The following is a 25,494-nucleotide window of genomic DNA, read 5'->3' on the forward strand; positions in this document are numbered from 1 at the left end:
ACCATCATGGATATCAGGTATGTCAGCGACCGACCCGCGTAAGCCGACGACCATGGATACCAGCGCCCGCTCGCCATTGAAACGCACGGTCGGCTCGAACCAGGTCGGCATGCGGCAGTTCAACGAACGCATCGTGCTGCAGGCCATCCGCTTGCATGGTCCGTTGCCGAAGGCTGACGTCGGCCGGCTCACGCGCCTGTCGATGCAAACCGTTTCGATGATCGTCGACCGGTTGATCGACGACGGCCTGCTCGTCAAGCAGGCGCGCGTGCGCGGGCGCATCGGCCAGCCGTCGGTGCCCATCGCGTTGCGGCCCGAAGGCGCGTATACGATCGGCGTGAAGGTCGGACGGCGCAGCCTCGACCTGCTTGCGATGGATTTCGTCGGCCGCGTCTGCTGCCGCGAAGTGCTCGACTACGCGTATCCGGATCCACGTACGCTATTTCCCGCTCTGGAAAACAAGCTGGCGCGCGTAAACGACGCATTGGGCGCGGCGAGGAAGCGCAATGTGGTCGGCGTGGGTGTCGCCGCGCCATTGTGGCTAGGCGGCTGGCGCGAATTTCTCGGCGCGCCGCGCGACGCGCTCGATGCATGGAACGACATCGACATCCGCGCGCGGATCGCATCGATGACCGGCTTGCCGGTCGAATTCGCGAAAGACACGACCGCCGCCTGCGCGGCCGAGCTCGTGATGGGCCAAGGGCGCGGCATTCACAACTTTCTGTATCTGTTTGTCGGCACGTTTATCGGCGGCGGCCTCGTGATCGACGGGCGGCTGCATGGCGGCCCACACGACAATGCGGGCGCGGTCGGCTCCATTCCGCTGGCGGGCCGCGCGCGCGACCCGGCGCGGCAGTTGCTGCATGCGGCATCCGGCTTTGTGCTCGAGCAGCTATTTGCCGACGCGAGTGCGCCGCCCGCCGCTGCGCACGATCATCGAGCGTTGTCCGCCGACCTGTGGCGGCTGACCGAGCAATGGCTGGACACGGCGTGTCCGGCAATCGCAAACGCGCTGACCAACGCGGCGGCGCTGCTCGATCTGGAGGCGGTGGTCATCGACGGTGAACTCGACCGTCAGCTTGTGCGCGAAATGATCCGTCGCATCGAGCGCGTGCTTGACCGTTTTGAATGGGAGGGCATCGTTCGCCCGCAATTGCTCGAAGGGACGATCGGTGCGGACGCACGTGCGATGGGCGGCGCGATTCTGCCGCTCTATGCGCACTTCGCGCCGATGCATGAGCTGTTTTTGAAGCCCGCTGTCGAAGCGGAATATTGACGTCATCCCGGACGTCACCCAGTCGAATTTCTCTTCTCTATCGCGCCTGCGGTTCGCCGCTCGCCGCCGCGACGCGCTTCGCCGCGCGCTCGGGCGGTGTGTCCAGCAACGGCTGCAGCGCCGGCGCCATCGACTTCAGCAACTGCACCGCGAGCGCGCTCGTAAAGTCGAAACGCGCCGCATACGGCTCATGCACGAGGGCCGTCAAGGTCCCGAAGTACCGGTCGCCGATCACGAACACGAAGGTGCCGGTGCGGTTGACCTTGCGCGACTCGATCAGCCGCCCGCCTTTCGCGTACACGTTAAAGCGCTGATCGCCGGTGCCGGTCTTGCCGATCACCTGCAGCGTTTCACCGTTCGGGAACGTCAGGCCCTGCGAAAGACGCGCCGCGGTGCCGCCCGCGACCACATCGTGCAGCAACGATTGCACGACACGCGCGATATCCGGCGACACGACCTGGTTGGGCTGCGCCGCCGCACGCGTAAAGCGCGTTTCATACGGCGTCCCCTTCGCGAATTCGAGGTCGGTGATGCTGTGCGTCGGCGCCTGATTGCCGCCGTTCGAGACGATGCCGATCAGTTCCGCGAGCGCGGCCGGCCGGTCACCCGATGCGCCGATCGCCGCGCCGTAAGACGGCGTCAGCTTCGCGAACGGATAACCGAGCGCGCGCCACGACTTGCCGATTTCCTCATACGCGCGCTGTTCGATCATCCGTTTGATACGGCGGTCCTGGGTCGCGTGATAGCGCGTCTTGAAGAGCCACTTGTAGGCATCGATGCGCGCATCGCGGCTCGCTTCCTGCACGTCGTTCAGACTGACGTCCTGATGCGTGCGCAGATAGTTGACCGTCCACAGCTCGAGCGGATGCACTTTCGAAATATAGCCGCGGTCGTTCAGGTTGAACTTGTCGATCGCGTACTTCGTATAGAGCTTCGCGAGATCTTCATCGTCGAGAATGGTCGCGGCAGGCGTACCCTTCAGGGCCGCGCGCATCTGCGCATTGAACCATTCCTGCGACCCGTCCGGCGCGGCACTGCGCAGCACGGTCGCGACCCGGGGCGGCGATTTGTGCACCGTGCGCAGCAATGCGGCGAGCGCTTCGTCCGGCGTCTTGCCGTGATACTTCGTGTAGAAGCGCGTCATGTACACACGGCTTTCCTGGTCCGCGAAACGCGTCAAAAACGTGTTGCGCGCCACCGGATCATCGAGCCATTGCGACGGCAGGCCCGACGTCTGGATCATTTCGTAGTGGACGATATCGCGCATCATCCGCACGAACACCAGATTCACCGAATGCTGGAACGCACGGTGCACGGTCAGAATGCGCGAGTTATCGCTCGATTCGAAGTTGCTGAACACCTGCCCGCCGCCGCCCGTATAGAACATCTCGCCGGCACTCGCTGAATACTTGCGCTCGACCGCCGCATCGAGCATCGCATCGAGCGAAGGGTCCTTCGTATGGGACAGGTAATCGACTGCCCAGCGCGTCAGCGCGTCGGACGGGTCCGGCTTCACGGCGCGCAACTCTTCCGGGCTCATCTCGGCGTAGCGGCCGTGCAGTTCCTCGACGATCTGCAGATACGTGATGATCGTGCGCAATTTCGCGGTCGAACCGAGATTCAAGCGCGCGCCCTGGTTGATGTCGAACGGCTGATTCACACTATCGGTTTGCACGCGCATCAGATTCTGGCCGTCGTGCTTTTCGAACAGCGTGAAGCTGAACGAAATTTTCGACGGATCGTCCTGAGGACGCAGCATGTCCTTGCCGTATAGCCCCGCGGCCCGCGCGCCGTCCTTCGTCGACGCCGCGGCGAGCCGGTCGCTGACCGCCTGCTGCACTTCGTTGTCGAGCGTCGCGGTGGCGGTCAGGTCGAGGCGGTCGAGATCGTACAGATTGCTTACGCCCAACGCGCTCATCAGATGCGAACGCAGTGACGTCACTGCCTTGCGCGACACGAACGACTCGGTCGCCGGCGGCAGCGCCGAGCGATGCAGTTCGACCGGTGCGGCCAGCGCCGCGTCGCGCAGCGACATCGAGATCGCACCGCCGCTCGCAAGCAGCCGCAGGTAGCTGTCGGTCAACGACGCGAGGTCGGCGTTTCGCCGCAGCAGGAAGTGCGACGGACCGCGCTGCGCGATCATCAGTGACAGCACCTGACGGAATGCAAGGCCTTGCGCAGCCAGATTCTCCGGGGTCTGCGGCGCCTTCAGGATACGGTTCACGGCGTCGAAATCGCGGCCATACCACGCGGCGAGGCCATCACCGATCCCGTTGACTTCGCCGATTCCCGGCTGTGCGGCGAGCGGCACCGAATTCAGATAACGCACGACGATCTGCTGACGCACCTCCATCGTGCGCGGCCCGTCCAGGTACGCGCGCACCGATGCCGATGCGACCTGCCGCAGCTTTTCCTGCGGCGTCGCGGTGCGTCCGCCCGGCGAGTGGCGGAACTTTTCGATTTGCGTCGCGAGCGTACTGCCGCCGGGCTGCGGCTGGCTATGGTTGAAAATGCGCGCGCCCTGGTCGGCCAGCGCGCGGCCGAATCGTCCCCAGTCGATCGCGGGATTGCGGTTCGGCTGGTCCTTGTCAAGCAGATGACGGTCTTCGATAAACAGCAGCGAATCGACGATAAGCGGCGGAATCGCATCGAAGTTACGGTAAATCCGCTTTGGATAAGCGTCGCCGAATAGTGCGTCGCCGGTCGCGTCATACAGGCGCAAGCCCGCCTGGTCTTTCTCTTCGTAGGGGATGAAAAGGCCGTCGTCGGCAAGAGAAAGCATGCGATCCGAATCGCGCGCCTGCGACGCGATCGTAAAACCGCGCTCCCGCAGGCGCCGTTCTATTGATGGCAGCAGCGTGTATCCGAGCCGGATATCGTAAGGTCCGTCTTTCGGAAAACGGATGTTATCGCTCGGCCCGGTGGCAACGGTAAAGCCGATTTCGCTGGTCAGCTCGGATAGATAGCGCGCCTGCAGCTGCGACGTATCCATTTCGATCTGCACAACTCGCACGCCGGCTGCGACCGCCACCAGGAACGCGAAAAAGATTCCCCACTTCAGCCACTTCCAGGAGGACGTGGTGCCGGTGGTGCGCAACGGCGGAACGCGAAGCAGCGGCCGATTCATGGTGGCGTCTCCTTGCAGATGCCGGACCACAAAAAATGCGACTCATATCAGTCTAGCGCGTAACCGCAAATTGCGAGGCACCGAGACGCAAAGTGGCGCCGGCACTGAGTACGCCACGCAACACTTGTGCCGTGTCGCTTGCCGCAACGCCACGCCGCGCGGGCGTTTCCGGCGTGGCGCGCGCGTGCCAGCCAGGCGGAAGGCGCGCACATACCCTGTGGAAAGCCCGATATGAGCACGGCGGAATTTTCAGTACCATAGCCGCCCACTTCAAGCGGGATACCCCATGCAGAGCTTCTACGAGGCGACCGTCAAGCGGTTCGAGTATCCGCGTTTGACGGGCCGGCACAGCGCTCACGTGTGCATCGTCGGCGGTGGACTGGCCGGCCTGTCGACCGCGCTCGGGCTGGCGGAGCGCGGCGTGCGCGAGGTCGTCGTGCTGGAAGCGGAACAGGTCGGATTCGGCGCATCGGGCCGCAATGGCGGTTTTGTGTTCGGCGGCTATAGCCTCGACTGCGCGGAACTCCTGAAAATTCTCGGGCCGACCCGCGCGCGGGAGCTATACGCGCTGACCACCGATGCTGTCGATCTGATGCGCAACCGCATCCGGCGTTATCGCATCGATTGCGATGCAACCGATGCTGGTGTGATTCTCGCGAACTGGTTCGACGAACCGGCGCGGCTCGATGCGCAGCGCCGCTTGATGAAGGAATCGTTCGGTGTCGACTGGGAGCCGCTTGGTGCGCACGAACTTGCTGCGCGGCTCAAAACCGCGCGTTACCACGGTGGCCTTCTGGAGCGCAACGCATTCCACTTTCATCCTTTGAGGTATGTAGTCGGCGTGGCAGCCGCGGCGGCCGACGCGGGCACGCGCATTCATGAGCACTCGCCGGTGCGCGCACTGCGCGCGCAGCGCGGCGGTTTTGCGGTCGACACCGCGGACGGGACCATCGATGCGCAACACGTCGTGATGGCGGGTGGCGGCTATGCGCGCAATGTATACCGGCGCGTCGAACGCGCAGTACTGCCGATCGCCACCTACGTGATGGCGACCGAGCCGCTCGGCGAGCGGCTGAAAGACGCGATCGATTGCGCATCGGCGGTCTATGACACGCGCTTTGCGTTCGACTATTACCGGCCGCTGCCCGATACGCGCATCCTGTGGGGCGGCCGCATCTCGATCGTCGAACGCGCACCGCAGGTGATCGCCCGGCTATTGCGCCGGGATCTGCTCAAAGTCTATCCGCAACTGGATGACGTGCGGATCGACTACGCATGGGGCGGGTTGATGAGCTATGCGCGGCACAAGATGCCGCAGATCGGCCGGAGCGCGGATGGCATCTGGTACGCGGTCGGCTTCGGTGGTCACGGCATGGCGCCGACCACCGTGTGCGGCGAACTGCTCGCGGCAGCCCTGTCAGGCGAGCGGCCGGTGCCGGACGCGTTCGCGAAGTTCGGGCTGACGCACACGTTCGGTGCGTTCGGCCTCGCGGCCGCGCAACTGACCTATGCCACGATGCAAACGCGCGATGCGTTTGCCGCACGGCGGCGTACCGGACGCTGAACGACCACGCGTTGCCCGCGAGCGGATTGCGTTGATGTTCGACTACCACGACAAACATCACGATTTCATGTGGCTCTTTCGCGGCTCTTCAGCACCGCGAAAACATCGTCATTTGCCCGGCTGCGCGGCATCCGGGCTGGGCACGCCCCTTGCGCCGATATAATTGCAGTTTGTGTCGCCGCTGCAGGCACCGTCACAAATGATTCAAATTTCAAGGAGAGTCATGAGGAATCCGTTCAACGCATCGCAATGCACCGTCCTGATCGTGTTAGCGCTCAGCGCATGCGCACAGTTTCAGAGCAACCCCGACGCGGGTGACCCGGAAAACGACACGATGACCCAACGCCCGGTCGCGGACGTCGTTCAATGTCTCGAACAGGAAGCTGGGAAGCACGACACACACTTCACCACGTCGCCGATTCCACAAGGCACGATGCTCGATTTCGGCGACTCGAATATCGTCAAGGTACGCGCCGACAATGGCGGCACCACCTACCGCTACTACGCAGGCAAGCGACACCTGTCGAACATGTGGATCGAAGCGGCCAGCAAGACTTGCGCGCCGTGATAAACGCGTAAGCGGATCGCAACTATTCGCGATGCGAACGCAACCGCCCGTACGCGAACGTGCGACATCGTCGCACACGTGTACCTCTTAAGTATCGTTTAAGTTTGGCTCCCCATGATCGGCAAACCTGAGTCGAACCGCGACCCGTACGAGGTGCCCGATGCACAACAATGAAAGCAAAAACGAACGCGACATCCAGCAGACCCCGGCGGCCGCGAAGCGGCCTACGATGCTGCGCCGCCTGCTCAGCCACCATGAACTCGCGACACTGCTGTTGTTGCTGCATGCCCCTGTCGACGCCTACGCGAAACCGGAAATTCCGATGCTGAAGGAAGCCGGGCTCGTCGAGAGCATTGCGTCGGAGGCCGGCGCACCGCGTTTTCGTCTAACCGAAGAAGGCAATGCGATTTTGCGCGGCCTCGGCGTCAAGTAGCGGCATTTCTTTCATCACGCTTGCCACACCGCATAGCCCGCTTCGCGTAGCCCGATGGCCAGTTCCACTTCCATATCGCGCGCGCCGTCGTACGGCATCGGGTTGTAAAAGTCATACAGTTCCGGCATGAGCCGCAAACCGTAGTCACGCACGTAGCGATTCGCCTGAATGTCCGCCTTGTGCCGGTCGAAGCGCAGGTCCGGGTCGAGTCCCGTCATTCCCACATACACGCACGGTCTGTCGAAGCGATAGTCAGGGTTCGCGCGCCTGAAGCGCGCTTCGTTCCACACGGTGTCGTCGAGGGCAACGACGTAAACATAGTAGTGATGCGCGGCGCCGTGTTTCTTCATCTGCGACGAGCGATACGCGTCATGCCGCCGCGCGCGGGCGGCTATTGCCCAGTAGCAGCATCCGGTATTCGGTCGGTGTAACGCCGACGGTCGCCTTGAACTGCCGCGTAAACGCGCTGTGATCGGTATAGCCGCACAGCGCGGCGACATCGGTGACCTTGTCGTGCGATACGAGCAGCGCGGTCGCCGCATCGAGGCGCGTTTTCAGCAGCACCTGGCGCGGCGTCAAATGAAACACCTTGTGGAAATAACGTTCGAGTTGCGCGACCGACATGTCGGCCATCGCCGCAAGCTGCTTCAGATTCAGCGGCTGCACGTAGTTTTGCTGGATGTACTGGACGACCGCCGCAAGACGCGTGTACGCGGGATGACTGCTCTCGTCGGCCTTCAGGTCGCGCGACGTGCCCGCGAGCCCAACGATCTGCCCCGACGCGTCGCGCAGCGGCTGCTTGCAGGTTAGACACCAGCCGGGCTGGCGGCCGGGATAGAGATGCAGTTCGAGCTGATCGACCATCTGGTTGCCGACATGAATGACGGCCTGGTCCTGCGCGGTATAAATCCGGCCGAAGCGGCGCGGAAACACGTCTTCAGCGGTCTTGCCGAGCAGCGCTTCCTTTTCCTTGTAGCCACAGCGCGACACCAGCGTGCGGTTGACCAGCGCATAGCGCGCGTCGGCATCCTTCACGAAAAACACGATGTCCGGCATCGCGTCGAAAACCGGCTCGAGCAACGCGAAATGCGCAAGCATCGCAGCCAGCGTTGAAGCGCCTGCGCCCGGCGTCCCGCGGGGCTTTCCTTCGGTCGTTTCCAGCGGTTGAGCCAGCGTGTCCATTCGGCGGGTTCCGTGATCGCGGGTGCGGCGCGATTGTCGTGATTGTCATCCGACCGGACTACGCCCGATCGTGTGCGGACGATTATAGGGCCGCTCAGCGCCGCAAAAAATTCGGGGCGCGCCTGAGATGCAGCGTTAGGACGCTGCCACGCAGCTTGCGGTGCGTCGTGGCGCTTACTCGCCGGCCGGCACCGGCTGCGGCGCGGCTTCGAGCAGGGTCGCGATGCGCGCGGGGCCGATCGGAGGACGCGCCTGCGCCGTGTTCCAGCCGAAATACACCTCGGCCGCGGTTGCGCAGATACGCCCTTGGCAAGGCCCCATCCCGCAGCGCGTCTGCAGTTTCGCGTCGCGCCAGTTCGTGTGCTCGCGCACGTCCGCACAGGTGACATCCTCACAACGACACAGCACGGTATGGTCGGATGGCAACGCGCGTGCTGCTTCGCCAAGCGCGAATGCGGTCTCGACGCGTCGCGCGAAGCGCTGCCAGCGATCACGGCGCGCTTGCAGCGGTCTCGCTTCACGTGTCGCGCCAGCCGCGTTCAGGCCGGCGATCTCCCCGGCCACGATTGCCAGCTCCATGCCGCCAATGCCCGTACACTCGCCCGCGGCAAAAACATGATCGAGCGATGTGCGCTGCGCGTCGTCGACGATCAGCGTGCTGCCCGCCGCGGGATCGCGGCGGATCGCACAGCCAAGCGCTTCGCCGAGCGTCACGTTCGGCACGAGCCCGTAACCGCACGCGATACGATCGCAATCGAGTACGACGTCGCATGCGGCATCGTGGCTGCGACCGCGGCGAATTCTGACCTGCTCGACACAGCCATCGCCGAGCGCCTCGCGCACGACGCTGCCGGTCCAGTAGCGCAGCCCGGCCAAGCCGCGCGTCAGCTGCGCGGCCTGCCATAGCTTCGACGGCGTCGCAGCCAGCCCGATGCCGAAGCGCGCAACAGCCGTCCATGGCGCCTGCTCGACGACGGCGATCACCTGCGCGCCCGCTTGCCGTGCGGTCGCGAGCGACGCAATCAGCAGCGGGCCGCTGCCCGCGATCACGATCCGCTCACCGCGCACCGGCACACCGCCTTTGATCAGCGCCTGCAGACCACCGGCACCGGTCACACCGGGCAAGGTCCAGCCGTCAAATGGCAGCAGCCGCTCGCGTGCGCCGGTCGCGAGAATCAAGCGGTCGTAGCCGAGTTCGAGTGCGCCGCTCCCGGCTGATTCAACGAGAAAACGGCGCTCATCGAGCGGCGCGACGACACGCGCGGCGGACAGCAGTGAAACGTGACGGGCGGCGCGCAATGCGGCAAGACGCTCGGTCAACGCCCGCGCCGGCGGATGCGCGGGGCCGTTGCGCCACACCTGGCCGCCCGCGCGCGGGTTGTCGTCGAGCACCGCGACGCGCGCGCCCTGCCGCGCGGCCGCGCGCGCGGCGCTGAGACCTGCGGGGCCGGCGCCTACGACGACCACGTCATACTGTTGTTGGTTCATATCGCCTCAGCGCGGCCCGGTCGTTTCGATTACCTGCCCATCGCGGCACAGCGTCTGGCATGCAAGCGTGTGCGCGACCGCGTCGATTGTCACGCGGCATTCCTGGCACACGCCCATTCCGCACAGCGCGGTGCGCGGCGCGCCGCTTACCGATGTGCGCGTGCCTGCAATGCCCGCATTGGCCGCGAGCGCGGCCGCCACGGTCGAACCCGCGGGAACATCGAGCGCGTGCCCGTCGATGATGACTCGCACGCGAACTTCCCTGGTGTCATGCATGACAAACTCCGAGCGCAAAGCGCGCGGGCAGGTACGGTTCGACAGGAATAGCAGCGCTGCCGCCGGTGATCTGCGCGGCGAGCAATTGCGCAGTGCCAAGCGATGTCGTCACGCCCAGCCCTTCGTGGCCAACCGCCAGCCAGACGCTGTCCGCAAGGCTATCTGCGCCGCAAGGGTCGGCACGACCGATCAACGGCAAGCCGTCCGGTGTCGCGGCGCGAAAGCCGGTCCACGCACGTAGGCCGTTCAGATCGGGTAATGCGGGCAGATAGCGCGCCGCCCGGCGCAGCATCTGCGCGAGCACCGGCATATCGACCGCAGGGTCCGTTGTGTCGAATTGCCGCGACGAGCCGATCAGCAACTGTCCGGTCGGGCGCGGCTGCGCATTGAACGCGACGGAGGTGCCCGTCGCATGATGCGCGCTCTTGATGTAGCCCAGTTCCAGCAGTTCATGCCGGATGAGGCCGGGATAGCGATCGGTGATCAGCAGATGGCCTTTCTTCGGTTGCAGCGGCAACGACCGCACCAGGTCGGTCGCGTCGATGCCGTTTGCGACAACCACATGGGCGGCCTCGATACGTTCGCCGTCCGCCAGCATGACGGACCGCGCCTCGGCCGACACCGCCCGCGCGCCAAGCCGCAGCTCGATTCGCGCAGCGGCCGGCGATTCCTTCAGCAGCCACTGCGTGACCGCCGGCGCATAGACAATGCTGTCCTGCTCGATCAGCAAGCCGCCCGCCATGCCGTGCGCCAACGCCGGTTCGCACGCACGCAGCGCGCTCGAGTCGAGCAGTTGCGCGTCCACGCCTTGCGCCGCGAACGCGTCGTGCATCGCGCGCGCGGCTTGCCATTCTGCGTCATCCTCCGCAACCCACAGCGTGCCGCAGCGTGAAAACGCATCGCGTGCGCGCAGCCGCGGTGCCAGCTCCAGCCATAAATCACGCGAGTAGCGGGTCAGCGCGAACTCCGCCGCCGACTCGTGCATCACGACGATATGCCCCATGCCCGCCGCGGTTGCGCCGCCACCGATGCCGTGCGCATCCAGCACCGTGACATGCAAGCCGCGCGCGGCCAGTTCCGCCGCGCAGGCCGCGCCCACGATGCCTGCGCCGACAATCAGTGCATCCGCTTTCATCGACTGCCTCGCGTTCCTGCTGCCTCGCCCTTCCTGCGCCTTACGGTTGCGCGCGCAACGGATGATGCAGCCACCGCCCGTCTGCTGATCGCTAACGTCATCGCGCCGGAATGCCCCACGCGAACGGGTCGCTTGCGTCGAAGCACAAGCGGCTTTCCGCCATGATGTGCGCGTGACCGGTAATAGTCGGCACGATCGCCACCATCCCGTCGACGGCGTCCGCCGGCACATAGCTCGCGTCGAATACGCTGCCGATGATGCTTTCCTGGCGCCACACCGCGCCCGGCGCGAGCTTGCCGTCTGCCGCGAGGCACGCAACCTTCGCGCTCGTCCCGGTGCCGCACGGCGAGCGGTCATAGGCATTGCCGGGGCATAGCACGAAGCTGCGGCTGTCGATGCCCTCGCGCGAGCCGGGTCCGAACAGCTCGATGTGGTCGATATAGCCGCCGGCCGCCCCCGTGATGCCCGACGCGTCCAGCGCATCGCGCATCGCCGACGTGAAGGCGGTCAGTTCAGCGATATGCGCGGGCTCCAGCACGCGCTGATGATTCGCGACGAGGAAAAACCAGTTGCCGCCCCACGCAATATCGCCGGTGAAGGTGCCGTAACCCGGCACGTCCACGTTCACGTCCTTCCGATAGCGGTACGACGGCACGTTGCGCACCGATACGCTCAGATCGTGGTTCAGCGTCGCTTCGACGATGCCGACCGGCGTCGCGATCTTGTGCTGACCCGGGCCGACGCGTCCAATATGCGCGAGCGACACGACCAGTCCGATCGTCCCGTGCCCGCACATGCCGAGATAACCGACATTGTTGAAAAAGATTACGCCTGCCGCGCATTCCGGATCATCCGGCTCGCACAGCAGCGCACCGACGACGACGTCCGAGCCGCGCGGCTCGGTCACGATGCCGGCCCGCCAGCTATCGAAGCAGGTGCGAAAAACATCAAGACGCTCGGCGAGCGTGCCGCTGCCGAGGTCGGGACCGCCGGACACGACGAGCCGCGTGGGCTCGCCGCCGGTGTGCGAATCGATAACGTTCAGGGTTTTCATGGCGACATGTTAGGAATGCGGCACGCGCGAGTCTTGACGCCGCTGCGCGCCGATTATGACGATTTCAGCATAACGACTGCTACTGTGCGCAATGGTAGCAAACGCGCGCGGCAGCCATTGCGGATCGAGTCTGAACAAGTATGCCGAGAGCGTCGCCGAGGTCCGCAAGTCTCGACGATCGCTTTGCCGCTACGCCGCTCGTTGGCGCACCTGGTGACAACCCCAATTCCCCGAAAAGTCCATTTCGAAGGGGATCAGGACGCCTATGCAAGTGCTCATGACTATGCCGAAATCGTCATGCGACACGCGCGAATCGCGCAAGACGGCGGAATTTTCCCTGCTTACACTGCGATCGATTCATCAACATCAGGAGAGCAGTCGTGGCGCACATCTGGGAAGGCGTAATGCCCGCCGTCACCACCAAATTCAACGCGGATTTCAGCATAGACCGCGCGTGGACGAAGAAGAACATCGAGGCACAGATCGACGCGGGTGTCGACGGCATCATCGTATGCGGCTCGCTCGGCGAAGCGTCGACGCTTTCCCTCGATGAAAAGCTGCAAGTGCTCGATATCGCCGTCGAAGCGTCACATGGCCGCGTGCCGGTGCTGCTGACGATCGCCGAAAACAGCACGCTCGACGCGTGCCGCCAGGCGCAAGCGGGCGCGCGGCACGGCGCCGCCGGCTATATGGTACTGCCGGGCCTGCGCTATCTGTCGGACCGCCGCGAAACGCTCAACCACTTCCGGATGGTTGCAAACGCAAGCAGTCTGCCGCTGATGATCTACAACAATCCGCTTGCGTACGGTGTCGATATGACGCCCGACATGTTCGCGGAAATCGCCGATGAAAAGAAGATCGTCGCGATCAAGGAATCGTGTGGCGACGTGCGGCGCGTGACCGATCTGATCAACGCGGTCGGCGACCGTTACTCGATCATGTGCGGCGTCGACAACCTCGCGCTCGAAGCCATGCTGATGGGTGCGCACGGCTGGGTCGCCGGGCTCGTTTGCGCGTTCCCGCACGAGACGGTGACGATCTACAAGCTGTTCAAGGCAGGCCGCGTCGAAGAAGCGCGCGCGATCTATCGCTGGTTCGCGCCGCTGCTCGCGCTCGACGTATCCGCCAAGCTTGTGCAGAACATCAAGCTCGCCGAAGCGATCGTCGGCCTTGGCACCGAGCCGGTGCGCCCGCCGCGTCTGCCGCTCGTCGGCGACGAGCGCAAAGCCGTTGAGGCGCTGATCCGCCGCTCGATCGAATCGCGACCGGCGCTGCCAAAGCTGTAAGCGTCTGTGTTTTCACGTTAAGCGCAACACCCGCGGCGTGCCGTAAGCGCACGCCGCAGTCCGGCATTCGCACCATAACGCTTGTCAACCCACGCACCGGTCATATGCATTGCATGCGTCACGCCTGCGTTCATTCCTACACGGGGGAGTCACAGTGAAGCTCAAGATATCGCATATCGTGATCGCATCGGCGCTCGCGTGGGCAAGCGGCGCGCAAGCCGCGGACGCCGACGTCGTGAAGATCGGTTTTGCCGCGCCGCTGACCGGCCAGCAATCGAACTACGGCACCGACATGCAAAAGGGCGCGCAGCTCGCGATCGACGATTTCAACGCGATGCATCCGGTGATCGGCGGCAAGCCGGTCACCTTCGCGTTGACGTCTGAAGACGACCAGGCCGATCCGCGCACGGGCACGACGGTCGCGCAGCGCTTGATCGACGACGGCGTGCGCGGCATCATCGGCCACTTCAATTCGGGCACCAGCATTCCCGCGTCCGACCTGTATAACCGCGCGGGACTGCCGCAGGTTTCGATGGCGACCTCGCCGGTCTACACCGCACGCGGCTACAAGACCACCTACCGGCTGCTGACGAGCGATTCGCAAGCCGGCAGCATCATGGGGGCGTATGTGGTGAAGCGCATGAACTACAAGCGTATTGCGATCATCGATGATCGCACCGCCTATGGCCAGGGCATCGCCGACGAGTTCGCCGCGGCCGTGACGGCGGCCGGCGGCACCGTGATCAAGCGTGACTTCACGAATGACAAGGCGCTGGATTTCTCCGCCATCCTGACCAACATGAAGGGCTTGAACCCGGACGCGATCTTCTACGGCGGCGGCGACGCGCAATCGTCGCCGATGATCCGCAAGATGCGCCAGCTCGGCATCAAGTCGGCGTTCATCACCGGCGAGATGTCGAAGTCGCCGACTTTCCTGAAGGTCGGCGGCAGCGCGGCCGAAGGCTCGATCGTGTATATGGGCGGGCTGCCGAAAGAGAAGATGCCGGGCTTTGCCGGTTTCGAAGCACGCTACAAGGCACGCTTCCACGAAGACCCGGTCACGTACTCGCCTTACTCGTATGACGGCACAATCGCGCTTCTGACCGCGATGAAGGACGCGAACTCGACCGACCCGAAGGTCTATACGTCGTGGCTCGACAAGGTGAACCTCAAGGGCGTCACGTCAAACGGCATCGCGTATGACACGAAGGGCGATTTAAAGGACGCGCCGGTCACGATCTACAAGGTGGAAAAAGGTGCGTTCGTGCCGATGGACACAATCGGCGGGAAGAGCTGATCGAACGAGAGGTGGATGCAGCGCGCGGCCCGTGCCGCGCGCGTGGTTGATCCGTGATCAGGCGACGGCCGGCTCGATCGCCTCAGCGGGTTGCGCCGCCGCGTCGTCCTCCGGACGCACGCATAGCAGCCGGTAACCGCTCTTGTACACCGGCTGCAGACGGTAATCGTTGTGAGCCTCGATCTGCAGCAGCAGACGCAGGCGCGATACGTGGCTATCGATGGTGCGCGTGACCTCGCGGAACTCACGTCCCCACACCATCGCGAAGATATGGTCGCGCGACAGCACGCGGCCCACATTAGAAAAGAACAGCGACGCGAGACGATACTGCGTGCCCGACAACTGAATCGGCTTGCCGCGCAACTTGACGACCTGGCGACGCGTGTCGAAATGATACGGGCCAACGTCAAAGCTCGTGACACCAAACCGCTCCGGATACGAGCGCCGCAACAGCGCGGTGACCCGTTCGCGAAACTCGGCGATGCGGAGCGGAAACGTCAGATAGTCGTCCGCACCGCTCGCCAGCGCGCGCACGACGTTCTCCTCGGAACCCTCGGTGGAGACGAATATCACCGGCACGCGGTCCCCGCTCACCGCACGCGTCGACTTCAATACGTCGACCCCGGACATTCGCACGCCATGCCAGTCAAGCACCAGCAGGTCCGCGGTGGAGCGTGCCAGCGCTTTGGACATCGTCAAACCGTCGTCATAGACCATGCAGCTATGACCCGCCTGCACAAGAACGCGCTCCAACTGCTTGCTTCGCACCGGATCGCGTTGAAGGATTGCTATACGCATTGTAAAAATTCTCGACTAGTAGCCTCGGTGGCGATTCTCTGGGCACGAAATAATCATGCCCATAAGATCAGTCTGAATTTGCATATGCTGCGCAGTGTCGGACGCGATCCGGCTACACCCGACCACGCACCGATATTTCGCAAGAGTCCGAAACGTTGCGACAGCCGGCGGCCCTACCATGGGTCGTATGAAGACCCTATCCCTTTCCCCCTCGTCCCAGCCGTCGCCTTCGTCACGTTTGACACCCGCGCTGGCGCGGATCGTCGCGACAGTCAGCGTCGGCTTCGTCGTCACCCAGCTCGACGTCACGATCGTCAACGTCGCGCTCGCGCGCATCGGCGCCGATCTGCATGCGAACGTCACCGCGCTGCAGTGGATCGTCGATGCCTATACGCTCGCGTTCGCGGTGCTCATGCTGTCGGCGGGCGCGCTCGGTGACCGGTACGGCGCGCGGCGGATCTTCGCGGGTGGCATTGCGTTATTCGCCTGCGCGTCGCTGCTATGCGGGCTCGCCGTGAATGACGCGCTGCTGGTCGCCGCACGCGCCTGCCAGGGTGTCGGTGCGGCCGCGATGCTGCCGAACTCGCTCGCGCTGCTCAATCAGTCATGCGCGCACGATCCGAAGCTGCGTGCGCGTGCGGTCGGCCTGTGGACCGCCGCCGGTGCGATCTCGATTGCCGCAGGCCCGGTCGTCGGCGGCGTGCTGATCGACATGTTCGGTTGGCGCAGCATCTTTCTCGTGAACTTGCCGTTGTGCGCGGCCGGCCTCGCCGCCACGTTCGCGTGGCTGCCGAAGCCGGCGCCGGCCAGCGCGCGCGTGCCGCCCACGGCCGATGGTTCAGCGCGCGGCATCGACCCGCTCGGCCAGTTCCTCGCGATCATTGCGTTGACCGCGTTCACCGGCGCGGTCATCGAGTGGCGGCCGCTCGGGATTGCCCATCCGCTCGTCGCGGGCGGCCTCGGCGTCGCGCTGGCCGCCGCGCTCGCCTTTATCGCGACCGAGCGGCGCACCGTTGCGCCGATGCTGCCACTGACGCTGTTCAGCAACCGGACCTTTAGCGCCGCAGTGCTGTTCGGCGTGTGCGTGAATCTGACGTACTACGGCGTCGTGTTCGTGCTGAGCCTGTTCTTGCAAAGCGCGCGCGGCGACACGCCGCTGCAGGCAGGCCTGGTATTCCTGCCGTTGACCGGTGGCTTTCTGATTTCGAATGTCGTGAGTGGCTGGGTCGTCGGCCGCTTCGGCTCGCGCGTGCCGATGCTCGCCGGCGCACTGGTTGCCGCGCTAGGCTACGGCCTGTTGCAACGAGTGAATGCGCATAGCCCGCTGTGGGCACTGCTGGTGCCGTTCCTGCTGATCCCGTCCGGCATGGGGCTCGCGGTGCCCGCGATGACAACCGCGGTGCTTGCTTCAACGGATGCACGACGCGCGGGCACGGCTTCCGCGGTGCTGAACACCGCGCGCCAGGCGGGCGGCGCGGTCGGCGTCGCCGCGTTCGGTGCGCTGGCGAGCGGCTCGCAAGCCGCGCATGTCGTGGCCGGCCTGCATACCGCGACGACCGTTTCGACTGTCGTGCTGCTGATTGCCGCGGCGCTCGCACGCTGCATCGAACCGCATCCACATACACGTGCGCCGTGCGAATCGCAGGCATCGCAACGCGGCTCGACTTAGACCCAACCGTGAAAACAGCGACGCCCGCGATATGACTCATCTCGCGGGCGTCTGATCGCGCGGCGCATCGATGACAGCGCCACGCACGATCGTTTTCTGTCCATCCTACAAACTCACTTCCTGAATCTGGCCGGTATCGAGCGCCTTTTCGATCAGCCCTTCGCTTTGTGTCTTGCGAATCGCGTTCGCGACAAGGTCCGCGGGTTCTTCGATCTCCGCCTTGACCTTACCGAGCAAACCGGAAGCGTCGAGAATGACGAGCGTCTTGGCCGAATCGGCCTGACTGATGATGACGCGATGCGGCGTCGGCCCTTCGCCCAGGCTCGCACAAAACTGCAACACCTGGCCGCCGATCAATTGGTCGAAAGCTTGAATCATTGCGTGCTCCTTGTCCGCTCAAAACGGTTCGCTGGATGCCATCGCACCGACAGTCGCGGCCGGTGCCGGTTCATCCAATACGAGGCCCCACTACCGGTTGAGTCCACCGCGCGGCGCACGTGCACCATCGATGCTGATGCGCCCCGCGCCAGTGACAACCAGTAGCAGAAATCCGCCGGCAATGGCGATGTTTTTCCAGAATTGCACGACCATTTCGCGCTGCAGACTAGCGTCGGTGACGTTCCAGAAATCATGGCCGAAAATCGCAGTTGCCACCGTGTAGATCGCAAGAATCAGACCGAGCGCACGAATCCGCCAACCGACCACCAGCAATATCCCGCCAAGCAGTTCGATAGCGATGACAAGCGGCGCCGCAAAAATCACAAACGGCACGTCCCTCGCGTGCAAGTAGGCCATAAAGCCCGCGTATCCCGTCAATTTGATCGCGGCGCCCCACAGGAACAGCACAGCAAGCGCGAGACGTGCAATGAAAATCACGCCGGATTCGACGGCACGCGTCATGGTTTGTCCCCTCCCATTCGAATATGCAAAAGACCGCGCCAAATGGCGTCAGTTCCCGCGAATGGCCATGGGGTATTCACATGCCGCGTTTTATATGCATTCGAAATAGCGCCGCGCACGATGCGTGTGAGTGAAGCAAAAGCGCTTTCGATCCATGTTTTTATCTCACAGCATGTCACGCCGGTTGTTATAATTCTCTCATAACCCGAACGAAATCTAACGCACTCGCGTGCGTTGCCCCCGAGGACTTCCATGGTCAAAACTGAGCGTCTGCGTGTGCTTGCCGATGCATTGGCAAGACAAAGCGTGATGCGTCTGCGCGACGCCGCGTCACTGCTCGGCGTTTCCGAAATGACCGTGCGCCGCGATATTGCCGCGAGTCCCGCCAAATTTACGTATCTCGGCGGCTATATCGTCAGTGCGAACGACGTGCCGAATAGCGCCGGCTATTCACTGGAACAGGAAAAAGATCACTTCGCGCAGGCGAAAGCGGAAGCTTCGTCGATCGCGGCCGGCCTTATCGCTAACAACGAAACGATCTTTATCGACTGCGGCACGACACTGACCACGCTCGCGCGGCTGATTCCGACGGAAATGCATGTCACGGTCGTCTGCTATTCGCTAAACGTCGCGGAAATTCTGCGGCGCAAGCCGAATGTGCGGATGATCCTGCTAGGCGGTGTTTACGTGCCGTCCTCAGACTCGTTCGCCGGCGAGGAAAGCATCGAGATGCTGCGTCGTATGGGCATCAACAAGGCGTTTATTTCGGCGGGCGGTGTCGATGTCGCACACGGCGTCACGTGCTGGAATTTTCACGAAGTTGCGCTCAAGCAGGCAGCAATGGCAAGCTCGGTGGAAAGCCATCTGGTCGTGGACAGCAGCAAGTTCGGCGTGGTCAAGGCGGTGCGCTTTTCGCAGGTCGACGACTTCGACTCGATCATCACCGAGAAGGGACAGGAAGCACGCCGGCGCAAATGAATGCGCCGGCGTTTTGCGGCATCAACGGTGAAGCCCGCAGAAGGGCTCAAGGTCCGCCTAGCGCTTTCGCTGCAGCGCGAACAGCGTACCGGCAATCAGAATGAACGCGCCGATAATCACCTTCTGCCAGGTGCTCGGCACGCCCACCAGAATCAGCACGTTGTTGATCAGCGTGACGAGCACGACGCCGAGCAGCGTGCCCGCCACCGTGCCCGTGCCGCCCGTGATGCGCGCGCCGCCCAGAATAACGGCGGCGATTACATCGAGCTCCGTGCCCACCAGGTCGAACGGATTCGCGAGCCGGTTGTTCGACACGTGAAGAATGCCCGCAATGCCCGCCAGCATCCCCGTATAACCAAACACGAACAGATGGATCGCGCGCAGGTTGTAACCGAGCCGCTCGGCAATCGCGAGGCTGCCGCCCATCGCATAGACGCCGCGCCCCATCATCGTGCGATTGAGCAGCCACCACGTGAGCGCCGCGGCAAGCACGAGTGCGAGCACCGACACCGGCAGCACCGCGCGCAAGCCGTCGGCGGTGTGATAGAAGAACAGCGGAATGCGGCCGAAGTGATCCATGCTGTGCGGGATGTTCATAAAGAACGTCGTGCCGACAAACGTCAGCAGCACCCCGCGATACAGGTATTGCGTGCCGATCGTCACGATCAGCGACGGCGCCTTGAGCCGATAAACCAGCACGCCGTTGATCACGCCGAGCAGAATGCCGCCCACCGTGCCTGTCAGCAGAATCAGGGCGAACGGCGCATCGGGCCACCACGCAAACACGGCTTTCGTGATCGCATACATCGTCAGCGCGCCGATTGCGGTGAACGACACATCGATACCGCCCGACGCGAGCACGACCAGCGTACCGAGCGCGAACAGCGACACGGTCGTCGCCGAATGCAGCAGATCGAACAGCGTCGCGAGCTGGAAAAAGCGCGGATTGATCACGCCGACGACGACGCACATCACGGCGATCAACGCAGCCGTGAACCATTCCGGCTGGCGCGCGAGACGCGTCCGCCAGCCTGACGGCCTGAGCTTGGGTGCGATTTCAGCGACGTTGGGAGTGGCCATGGTCCGGTTCATGCTCGATGACATCGATGACTTCCTTTAACCTTTATAACCGATGAAGCGCCCGAAGGTCTCTACGCGGCTTCCGACAGCAGCGCGTGATACAGGTCCGCTTCTTCCAGCTGATCCGCGCGGTATTCGTTCGCCACGCGGCCTTTCTTCATCATCAGAATCCGGTCGCAGTTCCGCAGCAACTCGGGCAAGTCGTCGCTGATCAGAATGATGCCGATCCCACGCTGCGACAGCCGCTGCATGATCCGATAGATGATGTCCTTTGAACCGACGTCGACGCCCACCGTCGGCCCATGCAGAATCAGCACGCGCGGATCGATCGCGAGCCAGCGGCCGATCAGCACGCGCTGCTGGTTGCCGCCCGACAGCGATTGCACCGGCTTGTCGACGTCGGGTGTCGCGATTTGCAGCTCTTTCACGGTGTCGACCGCGAGCGCGTGCGCGCGGGCACGGTCGACCTGCCCGAAGCGGTCCCGCAGACTCGCGATCATCGCGGTGATCACGTTGTCGCGAATCGGCTTGTCAAGAAACAACCCTTCGTTGAGCCGGTCTTCCGGCACGTAGCCGATCCGATGGTCTTTCGCATCGGACGGCGTGCGCACCGCGATCGTCTTGCCGTCAAGCACCAGCGTGCCGCTATCGGCCGGTGCAACGCCGGCTAGCGCACGGGCCAGTTCATTGCGGCCCGAATCGAGCAGCCCCGTCACGCCGAGAATTTCGCCGCGATGCACCGAGAACGACACATCCGCGAATTGCGCGCTGCGCGTCAGATGTTTCACATCGAGTACCACTTCGCTGCCAACACCGCCTTCGCGATAGCGCTCGTTCGACAACTGGCGCCCAGTCATCAACTCGCTGATTTGCGCCTTCGTGTATTGCTCGATCGGACCTTGCGCCATCTTCTGACCGTCTCGCAGCACGATCACCTCGCCGCCGATCGCATAGCATTCGTCGAGCTTATGGCTCACGAACAGCACGGTCACACCCTGGGCGCGCAGATTGCCGAGCACGGCGATCAGATTGTCGACTTCCTTTTGCGTCAGCGACGTGGTCGGTTCGTCCATGATCACGAATTTCGCCTCGCTGGCGATCGCGCGCGCGATCGCGACAAGCTGACGCGTCGCAAGCGGCAACTGCTCGATGAGCGTGGCCTGGAATTCCGCGTCGCCGGGCAGACCCACTGCATGCAGCGCGCGCTGCGCCGTCGCCGCGAGCGCCTGGCGGTCGAACGTGCGCGTGAGGCGCCCGTTGTGCTCGGCCAGCTCGGAGGTCAGCGCGACATTCTCCGCGACGTTCATGTTCGGCAGCAGCGACAGGTCCTGATACACCGTTTCGATGCCCGCCGCGAGCGATTCAAGCGCCGACAGCCGCGCGTGCCGCACGCCCTCGATCACGAGTTCGCCTTCATCCGGCGGCTGTGCGCCGGAAATGATCTTGATCAGCGTGCTCTTGCCGCAGCCGTTTTCGCCGAGCAGGTGGTAAATCTGTCCGCGCTCGAACGACAGGCTCACGCCGCGCAGCGCATGCACGCCGGTAAAGCGCTTGTGCACGCCGACCACTTCGAGAAACGGTGTCGAGGAAACGGGTGAGTTCATGGTGCGAGGCCGTTATCTTCAAGCGCGCATCCACGCCGGGATATCACTCACGACGCGGATGCACGGTCAACCAAACATCAAACCAGCTTCAAAACGCCGGTCAGTTCGACTTAGAACGAATACTGCTTGTAGTTCGACTTGTCGACGCTGACCCAGCCCTGACCGCGCACGATGATGCCCTTGCCCGGTCCCTTCGACACCGTCACTTTCTCGTAGCCCGGCAAACCGAGGTTCGCGCCGTTCTCGACCGTCTTACCGTCGATCAGCATCTTCGCGATCTTGTTCATCGCGAGGCCCGCGAGCTTCGGATCCCAGAACGCGATACCGTTGATCGCACCGCTTTCGAGGTACTTGCCTGCCTCAGTCGGCAGACCCGTGCCGTACACGCAGATCTTGCCCTGCAGGCCCGCTTCCTCGACCGCGCGGCCGATACCGATCACGTCGAGCGACGACGAGCCCTGGAAGCCCTTCAGATCCGGATGCTTGCGCAGCACTTCCTTCGCGACTTCATACGCGCGCTCGCCGTCGTTGTTCGTCTCGAGGTTCGTCTCGACGAGCGTCATCTTCGGGTACTTCGCCTTCGCATTGTCGATGCCGCCATTGGCCCACTGCACCTGCGAGCGGCTGCCGAGCGAGCCGACCAGCGTCGCCCATTTGCCGTCATCGTGCATGCACGACGCGAGCCGATCGTTGAGCGCGGCGCCATACGCGGAATTGTCGAATGCCTCGACGTCGACCATTGTGTTCTTTTCGTTGTCCGCCTCATGCGTGACCACCTTGATGCCGCGGTCCATCGCCTTCTTCAGCGCGGGCTCGAGCGTCGGCGGGTCGTACGGCACGACGGCAATCGCATTCACCTTCTTCGCGATCAGGTCTTCAATGATCTTCAGCTGCTGCGCCGCGTCGGCCCGCCCGGGACCCGTCTGGTAGACGGTCACGCCCGGCGTTTCCTGGCCGAACTGCTTGACGCCTTCGTCCATCCGGTTGAACCAGCTGATGCCCGTCACCTTGACGACAGTGACGATCGTCTCATTGGTTGCCGCATAGGCTGTCGCCGCAAGTCCGGCGGCGAGTGCGCATGCTGTCAGAACAATGCCCAATCGTACGGGTTTCATAGAGTTGTCTCCTTGCTTTTTCGTTGACGCCCCACGATTAACGAAGACGGGCGCCCGAGGCACGATGCCCGCCTGATTTCATCGGGTTGACTGGCTAGCCGCCCGCCGGGCGCTTGCCACCGCTCTGCTGTCTGCCCACGCCGAGGCCGAAGATCGAGCGAACCCGCTCGCCGCCCGCGAACGCAAGCGACAGCAGCAGCAGAAAGCCCCACGCGCAATCGCCAAAGAACTGCGACACGCCGAGCAGATTGAACAGGCTCGACAGGAACTGCAGCACGGTCGCAGCAAAAAACACGCAAATGATGCGTCCGTAGCCGCCCGCCGGATTCACGCCACCCATCACCGCGATCAGTATCGCGATCAGCAGATACGAATTGCCGTAGTCCCATTTCGCGCTAAGCGTGTGGGACACGCTCACCAGACCGGCCAGCGACGCAAGAATGCCGCACATCGTGTAAGTCAGGATCAGCATCCGTTCGCGTGGAATGCCGGCATAGAAAGCGGCGCGCTGATTGGTGCCCATCAGATAGAGTCGCAGACCGAACGGCGTGCGCCTGAGCAGCCAGCCAAGAAACACGACGGCCACGATAAAGATGCAAAACTGGATGGGCACCTGGAAGAACGTGCCGTTACCGATGTCGGAAAGCGGATCGACGTAGTCGACGTGAACCGATGCGCCGTTGCTCAGCGCCACCGCAAACCCGGTAAAGAGCAACTGCGTGCCCAGCGTGCAAAGGATCGGTGTGAGCTTCAAACGCGCGATGATGAAGCCGTTCAGCAGGCCGCCCAGCAGGCCCGAACCCACGACGATCACGCAGAACAGCGCGGTAAACAGCGCCGGCGAATTGTCGCCGCTCACCACTTTCGGCACGATCAGCGCGGCGATCATGCCGGAAAGATTCGCCAGCCCGACACCCGACAGGTCGATCCCGCCATTGCCGGACAGCATCGACAGCATGATGCCCAGCGCAAGCAGCGCCACTTCGGGAAGTTGCGCGGCCATCGACTGCATATTGTCGATGCCGACGAACTGGCCATGCGAAAGCCAGATCGCCACCAGGACAATCAGCAGATTCACGGCGAGCAGGAAGTTCAGCTGCCGGTCGGCGAACAGCTTTTGCGCGTTGAGCGAGAACTTCATGGTAACGGCAAGCTCCTTCGGACTTCGCGATACGTCGCAGCTTCGCTCACGCGGACAGCGCGTGAGCGAAACCGGACTGACTCAAAACCTGGTTGATTTCAGCGAGCGTCGGCATCGACGGCGCGGTGCCCGCGCGCGTGACCGAAATGCCCGCGAGTGCGCATCCGAAACGCGTCGCCGCCACCGGATCTTCGCCGCGCGCAAGCGCAGCCGCGAAGCCGCCGGTGAAGCCGTCGCCGGCACCCGCGGTCTCGACGACACGCCCGCAGCGAAACGCGGGCACGAACACCGACTGATGCGCCGAATGCAACAGCGCGCCCGCTTCGCCCAGCGTGACAATCGCGGTGCCGACGCCTTTCTTCAACAGCACATCCGCTGCACGGCGCGCGTCGTCGACGTTGTTCACGGCCACGCCGGTGAGCGCCGCGGTCTCGGTCTCGTTCGGCGTAATGTAGTCGCACAGCGGGAAGATATCGTCGTCAAGCGGCAACGCCGGCGCCGGATTGAACACCGTTGTTACGCGATGCTTGCGCGCCACTTCGAGGCCGCGCTTCGCGGCGGGAATCGGTTGTTCGAGTTGCGTGACAAACACGCGTGCGCCGGCGATATCGGCTTCGATCGCGTCGACGTCCGCGGCGGACAGCGTGCCTGCGGCGCCGGACGCGACGATGATCGCGTTCATTCCGGTCGTTTCATCGACGAAGATATGCGCGGCGCCCGTCGACGCGCCATCAACCACGGTAGCGCGCGACGTGATGCATTCGGCGTCCCAGGTCGCACGCGCGATCTGGCCGAACGCGTCGTTGCCGACGCGCGTGCAGAACACAACGTCGGCGCCTGCGCGCGCGGCCGCGACCGCCTGGTTCGAGCCCTTGCCGCCCGGCCCCATCGCGAACGCGGAGCCCGCGATCGTTTCGCCGATCAACGGCATGCGCTCCGCGCGAAACGTCAGATCGGTCACGTAGATACCGAGAATCACCACGCGGCCCTGAGATTGCGATTGCGTGGTCATGAATTCGGGTTCCTTGGTGCATCCGGCGCGAGCATCACACCCTTCTTGAACACGAAGCAGCCGTACCCGCGCTGCTCACCGGTCGCGATCACGCAATACGCCTGGCGCGCACGCTCATAGAAAGCGAAGCGTTCGATCGATTTGAACGGCAGCTCACGCCCTTCAGCGGCATTCACTTCAGCCTGCGCTTCGCGCTGCACGGCAGGAATCGTGCTCGGCTCGCCGACCACTTCCATCCGCAAGGCCGGATCGTCGACGAAGGTGTCCAGCGGCAGCACCGACAGCACCGCGCGGATCGCCCGTGGCGCGTCAGCACCGTCGATCCGCAGTAGTTTGCCGAACACCGTTGCACGCGCAACAGAGTCGGCGGGAAAATTCGCGTCGCAAATAATGAGCTCATCGCCGTGCCCCATCGCGCGCAACGCGTACAGCACGTCGGCGTTAAGCAGCGGGTCTACATTTTTCAGCACGTTGTCTCCTCCGTTTCGGTTGGCTTCTGATCCGTCGCGCG

General features: G+C 63.7%; 24 protein-coding genes. 8 read left to right on the forward strand and 16 right to left on the reverse strand.

Annotation, left to right across the window (positions count from 1 at the left end; genetic code table 11):
* The first annotated feature begins 52 nt into the window (after positions 1-52).
* Positions 53-1,276, forward strand: a complete 1,224-nt coding sequence (locus tag HV796_RS14965) for an ROK family transcriptional regulator (protein WP_175227335.1) — start codon at positions 53-55, stop codon at positions 1,274-1,276.
* Positions 1,277-1,313: 37 nt separating this feature from the next.
* Here HV796_RS14965 and HV796_RS14970 read toward each other — a convergent pair whose 3' ends face one another.
* Positions 1,314-4,403 carry a transglycosylase domain-containing protein gene (locus HV796_RS14970; protein ID WP_175227284.1) on the reverse strand — a complete coding sequence of 1,030 codons (3,090 nt, stop codon included), beginning with the start codon at positions 4,401-4,403 and terminating at the stop codon, positions 1,314-1,316.
* 286 nt (positions 4,404-4,689) lie between these two features.
* Between HV796_RS14970 and HV796_RS14975 the strand changes: the two genes are divergently transcribed.
* The 3 genes from HV796_RS14975 to HV796_RS14985 all read left to right on the forward strand — a co-directional run bounded on the left by HV796_RS14975 (position 4,690) and on the right by HV796_RS14985 (position 6,968).
* Positions 4,690-5,967 (forward strand): NAD(P)/FAD-dependent oxidoreductase, encoded by a 1,278-nt coding sequence (locus HV796_RS14975; RefSeq protein WP_175227285.1) that lies wholly within the window; start codon positions 4,690-4,692, stop codon positions 5,965-5,967.
* A gap of 223 nt (positions 5,968-6,190) precedes the next feature.
* Positions 6,191-6,535, forward strand: a complete 345-nt coding sequence (locus HV796_RS14980) for a hypothetical protein (RefSeq protein WP_175227286.1) — start codon at positions 6,191-6,193, stop codon at positions 6,533-6,535.
* A 160-nt stretch (positions 6,536-6,695) separates the two neighbouring features.
* Positions 6,696-6,968: a hypothetical protein gene (locus HV796_RS14985; RefSeq protein WP_175227287.1), complete on the forward strand. Its 273-nt coding sequence runs from the start codon at positions 6,696-6,698 to the stop codon at positions 6,966-6,968.
* A gap of 14 nt (positions 6,969-6,982) precedes the next feature.
* Here HV796_RS14985 and HV796_RS14990 read toward each other — a convergent pair whose 3' ends face one another.
* The 6 genes from HV796_RS14990 to HV796_RS15015 all read right to left on the reverse strand — a co-directional run bounded on the left by HV796_RS14990 (position 6,983) and on the right by HV796_RS15015 (position 12,103).
* Complete coding sequence (locus HV796_RS14990; protein ID WP_175227288.1) at positions 6,983-7,318, reverse strand: hypothetical protein; 336 nt, start codon at positions 7,316-7,318, stop codon at positions 6,983-6,985.
* A 19-nt stretch (positions 7,319-7,337) separates the two neighbouring features.
* Positions 7,338-8,150, reverse strand: a complete 813-nt coding sequence (locus HV796_RS14995; protein WP_377692655.1) for an AraC family transcriptional regulator — start codon at positions 8,148-8,150, stop codon at positions 7,338-7,340.
* A 174-nt stretch (positions 8,151-8,324) separates the two neighbouring features.
* A complete protein-coding gene (locus HV796_RS15000; RefSeq protein WP_175227289.1) occupies positions 8,325-9,638 on the reverse strand; it encodes an FAD-dependent oxidoreductase in 1,314 nt (437 codons plus the stop codon).
* A 6-nt stretch (positions 9,639-9,644) separates the two neighbouring features.
* Complete coding sequence (locus HV796_RS15005; RefSeq protein WP_175227290.1) at positions 9,645-9,914, reverse strand: 2Fe-2S iron-sulfur cluster-binding protein; 270 nt, start codon at positions 9,912-9,914, stop codon at positions 9,645-9,647.
* Entirely contained in the window at positions 9,907-11,049 is a 1,143-nt protein-coding gene (locus HV796_RS15010; RefSeq protein ID WP_175227291.1) for an NAD(P)/FAD-dependent oxidoreductase, read from the reverse strand. Before HV796_RS15010 ends, HV796_RS15005 begins: the two co-directional genes overlap by 8 nt.
* A gap of 97 nt (positions 11,050-11,146) precedes the next feature.
* Positions 11,147-12,103: a 4-hydroxyproline epimerase gene (locus HV796_RS15015; protein ID WP_217477919.1), complete on the reverse strand. Its 957-nt coding sequence runs from the start codon at positions 12,101-12,103 to the stop codon at positions 11,147-11,149.
* A 380-nt stretch (positions 12,104-12,483) separates the two neighbouring features.
* Between HV796_RS15015 and HV796_RS15020 the strand changes: the two genes are divergently transcribed.
* Together HV796_RS15020 and HV796_RS15025 are read left to right on the forward strand one after the other, a co-directional pair.
* Positions 12,484-13,389, forward strand: coding sequence for a dihydrodipicolinate synthase family protein (locus tag HV796_RS15020; protein WP_175227292.1), 906 nt, complete (start codon positions 12,484-12,486; stop codon positions 13,387-13,389).
* A gap of 154 nt (positions 13,390-13,543) precedes the next feature.
* Positions 13,544-14,686: a branched-chain amino acid ABC transporter substrate-binding protein gene (locus HV796_RS15025; protein ID WP_175227293.1), complete on the forward strand. Its 1,143-nt coding sequence runs from the start codon at positions 13,544-13,546 to the stop codon at positions 14,684-14,686.
* Positions 14,687-14,743: 57 nt separating this feature from the next.
* Here the strand turns inward: HV796_RS15025 and HV796_RS15030 are convergent, their stop codons facing one another.
* Positions 14,744-15,484 carry a response regulator transcription factor gene (locus tag HV796_RS15030; protein ID WP_175227294.1) on the reverse strand — a complete coding sequence of 247 codons (741 nt, stop codon included), beginning with the start codon at positions 15,482-15,484 and terminating at the stop codon, positions 14,744-14,746.
* A 187-nt stretch (positions 15,485-15,671) separates the two neighbouring features.
* On the opposite strand from HV796_RS15030, the gene HV796_RS15035 reads away from it, so the two are divergent.
* Positions 15,672-17,153 carry an MFS transporter gene (locus tag HV796_RS15035; protein WP_175227295.1) on the forward strand — a complete coding sequence of 494 codons (1,482 nt, stop codon included), beginning with the start codon at positions 15,672-15,674 and terminating at the stop codon, positions 17,151-17,153.
* Between the two features lie 105 nt (positions 17,154-17,258).
* Here the strand turns inward: HV796_RS15035 and HV796_RS15040 are convergent, their stop codons facing one another.
* On the reverse strand, positions 17,259-17,531 hold the full coding sequence (locus HV796_RS15040) for a hypothetical protein (protein WP_175227296.1): 273 nt from the start codon (positions 17,529-17,531) through the stop codon (positions 17,259-17,261).
* A gap of 90 nt (positions 17,532-17,621) precedes the next feature.
* Complete coding sequence (locus HV796_RS15045) at positions 17,622-18,053, reverse strand: DoxX family protein (RefSeq protein ID WP_175227297.1); 432 nt, start codon at positions 18,051-18,053, stop codon at positions 17,622-17,624.
* 252 nt (positions 18,054-18,305) lie between these two features.
* Between HV796_RS15045 and HV796_RS15050 the strand changes: the two genes are divergently transcribed.
* Positions 18,306-19,031, forward strand: coding sequence for a DeoR/GlpR family DNA-binding transcription regulator (locus HV796_RS15050; protein ID WP_175227298.1), 726 nt, complete (start codon positions 18,306-18,308; stop codon positions 19,029-19,031).
* Positions 19,032-19,088: 57 nt separating this feature from the next.
* Here HV796_RS15050 and HV796_RS15055 read toward each other — a convergent pair whose 3' ends face one another.
* The 6 genes from HV796_RS15055 to HV796_RS15080 form a co-directional block, all read right to left on the reverse strand.
* A complete protein-coding gene (locus HV796_RS15055) occupies positions 19,089-20,135 on the reverse strand; it encodes an ABC transporter permease (protein ID WP_175227299.1) in 1,047 nt (348 codons plus the stop codon).
* 47 nt (positions 20,136-20,182) lie between these two features.
* Positions 20,183-21,715, reverse strand: a complete 1,533-nt coding sequence (locus tag HV796_RS15060) for a sugar ABC transporter ATP-binding protein (protein ID WP_175227300.1) — start codon at positions 21,713-21,715, stop codon at positions 20,183-20,185.
* A 110-nt stretch (positions 21,716-21,825) separates the two neighbouring features.
* A complete protein-coding gene (locus HV796_RS15065; RefSeq protein WP_175227301.1) occupies positions 21,826-22,830 on the reverse strand; it encodes an autoinducer 2 ABC transporter substrate-binding protein in 1,005 nt (334 codons plus the stop codon).
* A 94-nt stretch (positions 22,831-22,924) separates the two neighbouring features.
* Positions 22,925-23,971, reverse strand: a complete 1,047-nt coding sequence (locus HV796_RS15070) for an ABC transporter permease (protein WP_175227302.1) — start codon at positions 23,969-23,971, stop codon at positions 22,925-22,927.
* Positions 23,972-24,017: 46 nt separating this feature from the next.
* Positions 24,018-24,983 (reverse strand): ribokinase, encoded by a 966-nt coding sequence (rbsK, locus tag HV796_RS15075; protein ID WP_175227303.1) that lies wholly within the window; start codon positions 24,981-24,983, stop codon positions 24,018-24,020.
* Positions 24,980-25,453, reverse strand: a complete 474-nt coding sequence (locus HV796_RS15080) for an RbsD/FucU family protein (protein WP_175227304.1) — start codon at positions 25,451-25,453, stop codon at positions 24,980-24,982. Before HV796_RS15080 ends, rbsK begins: the two co-directional genes overlap by 4 nt.
* Between the last annotated feature and the right edge of the window lie 41 nt (positions 25,454-25,494).

This window comes from Paraburkholderia humisilvae (genome assembly GCF_902859855.1).
In the GTDB taxonomy this organism is placed as follows: Bacteria; Pseudomonadota; Gammaproteobacteria; order Burkholderiales; family Burkholderiaceae; genus Paraburkholderia; species Paraburkholderia humisilvae.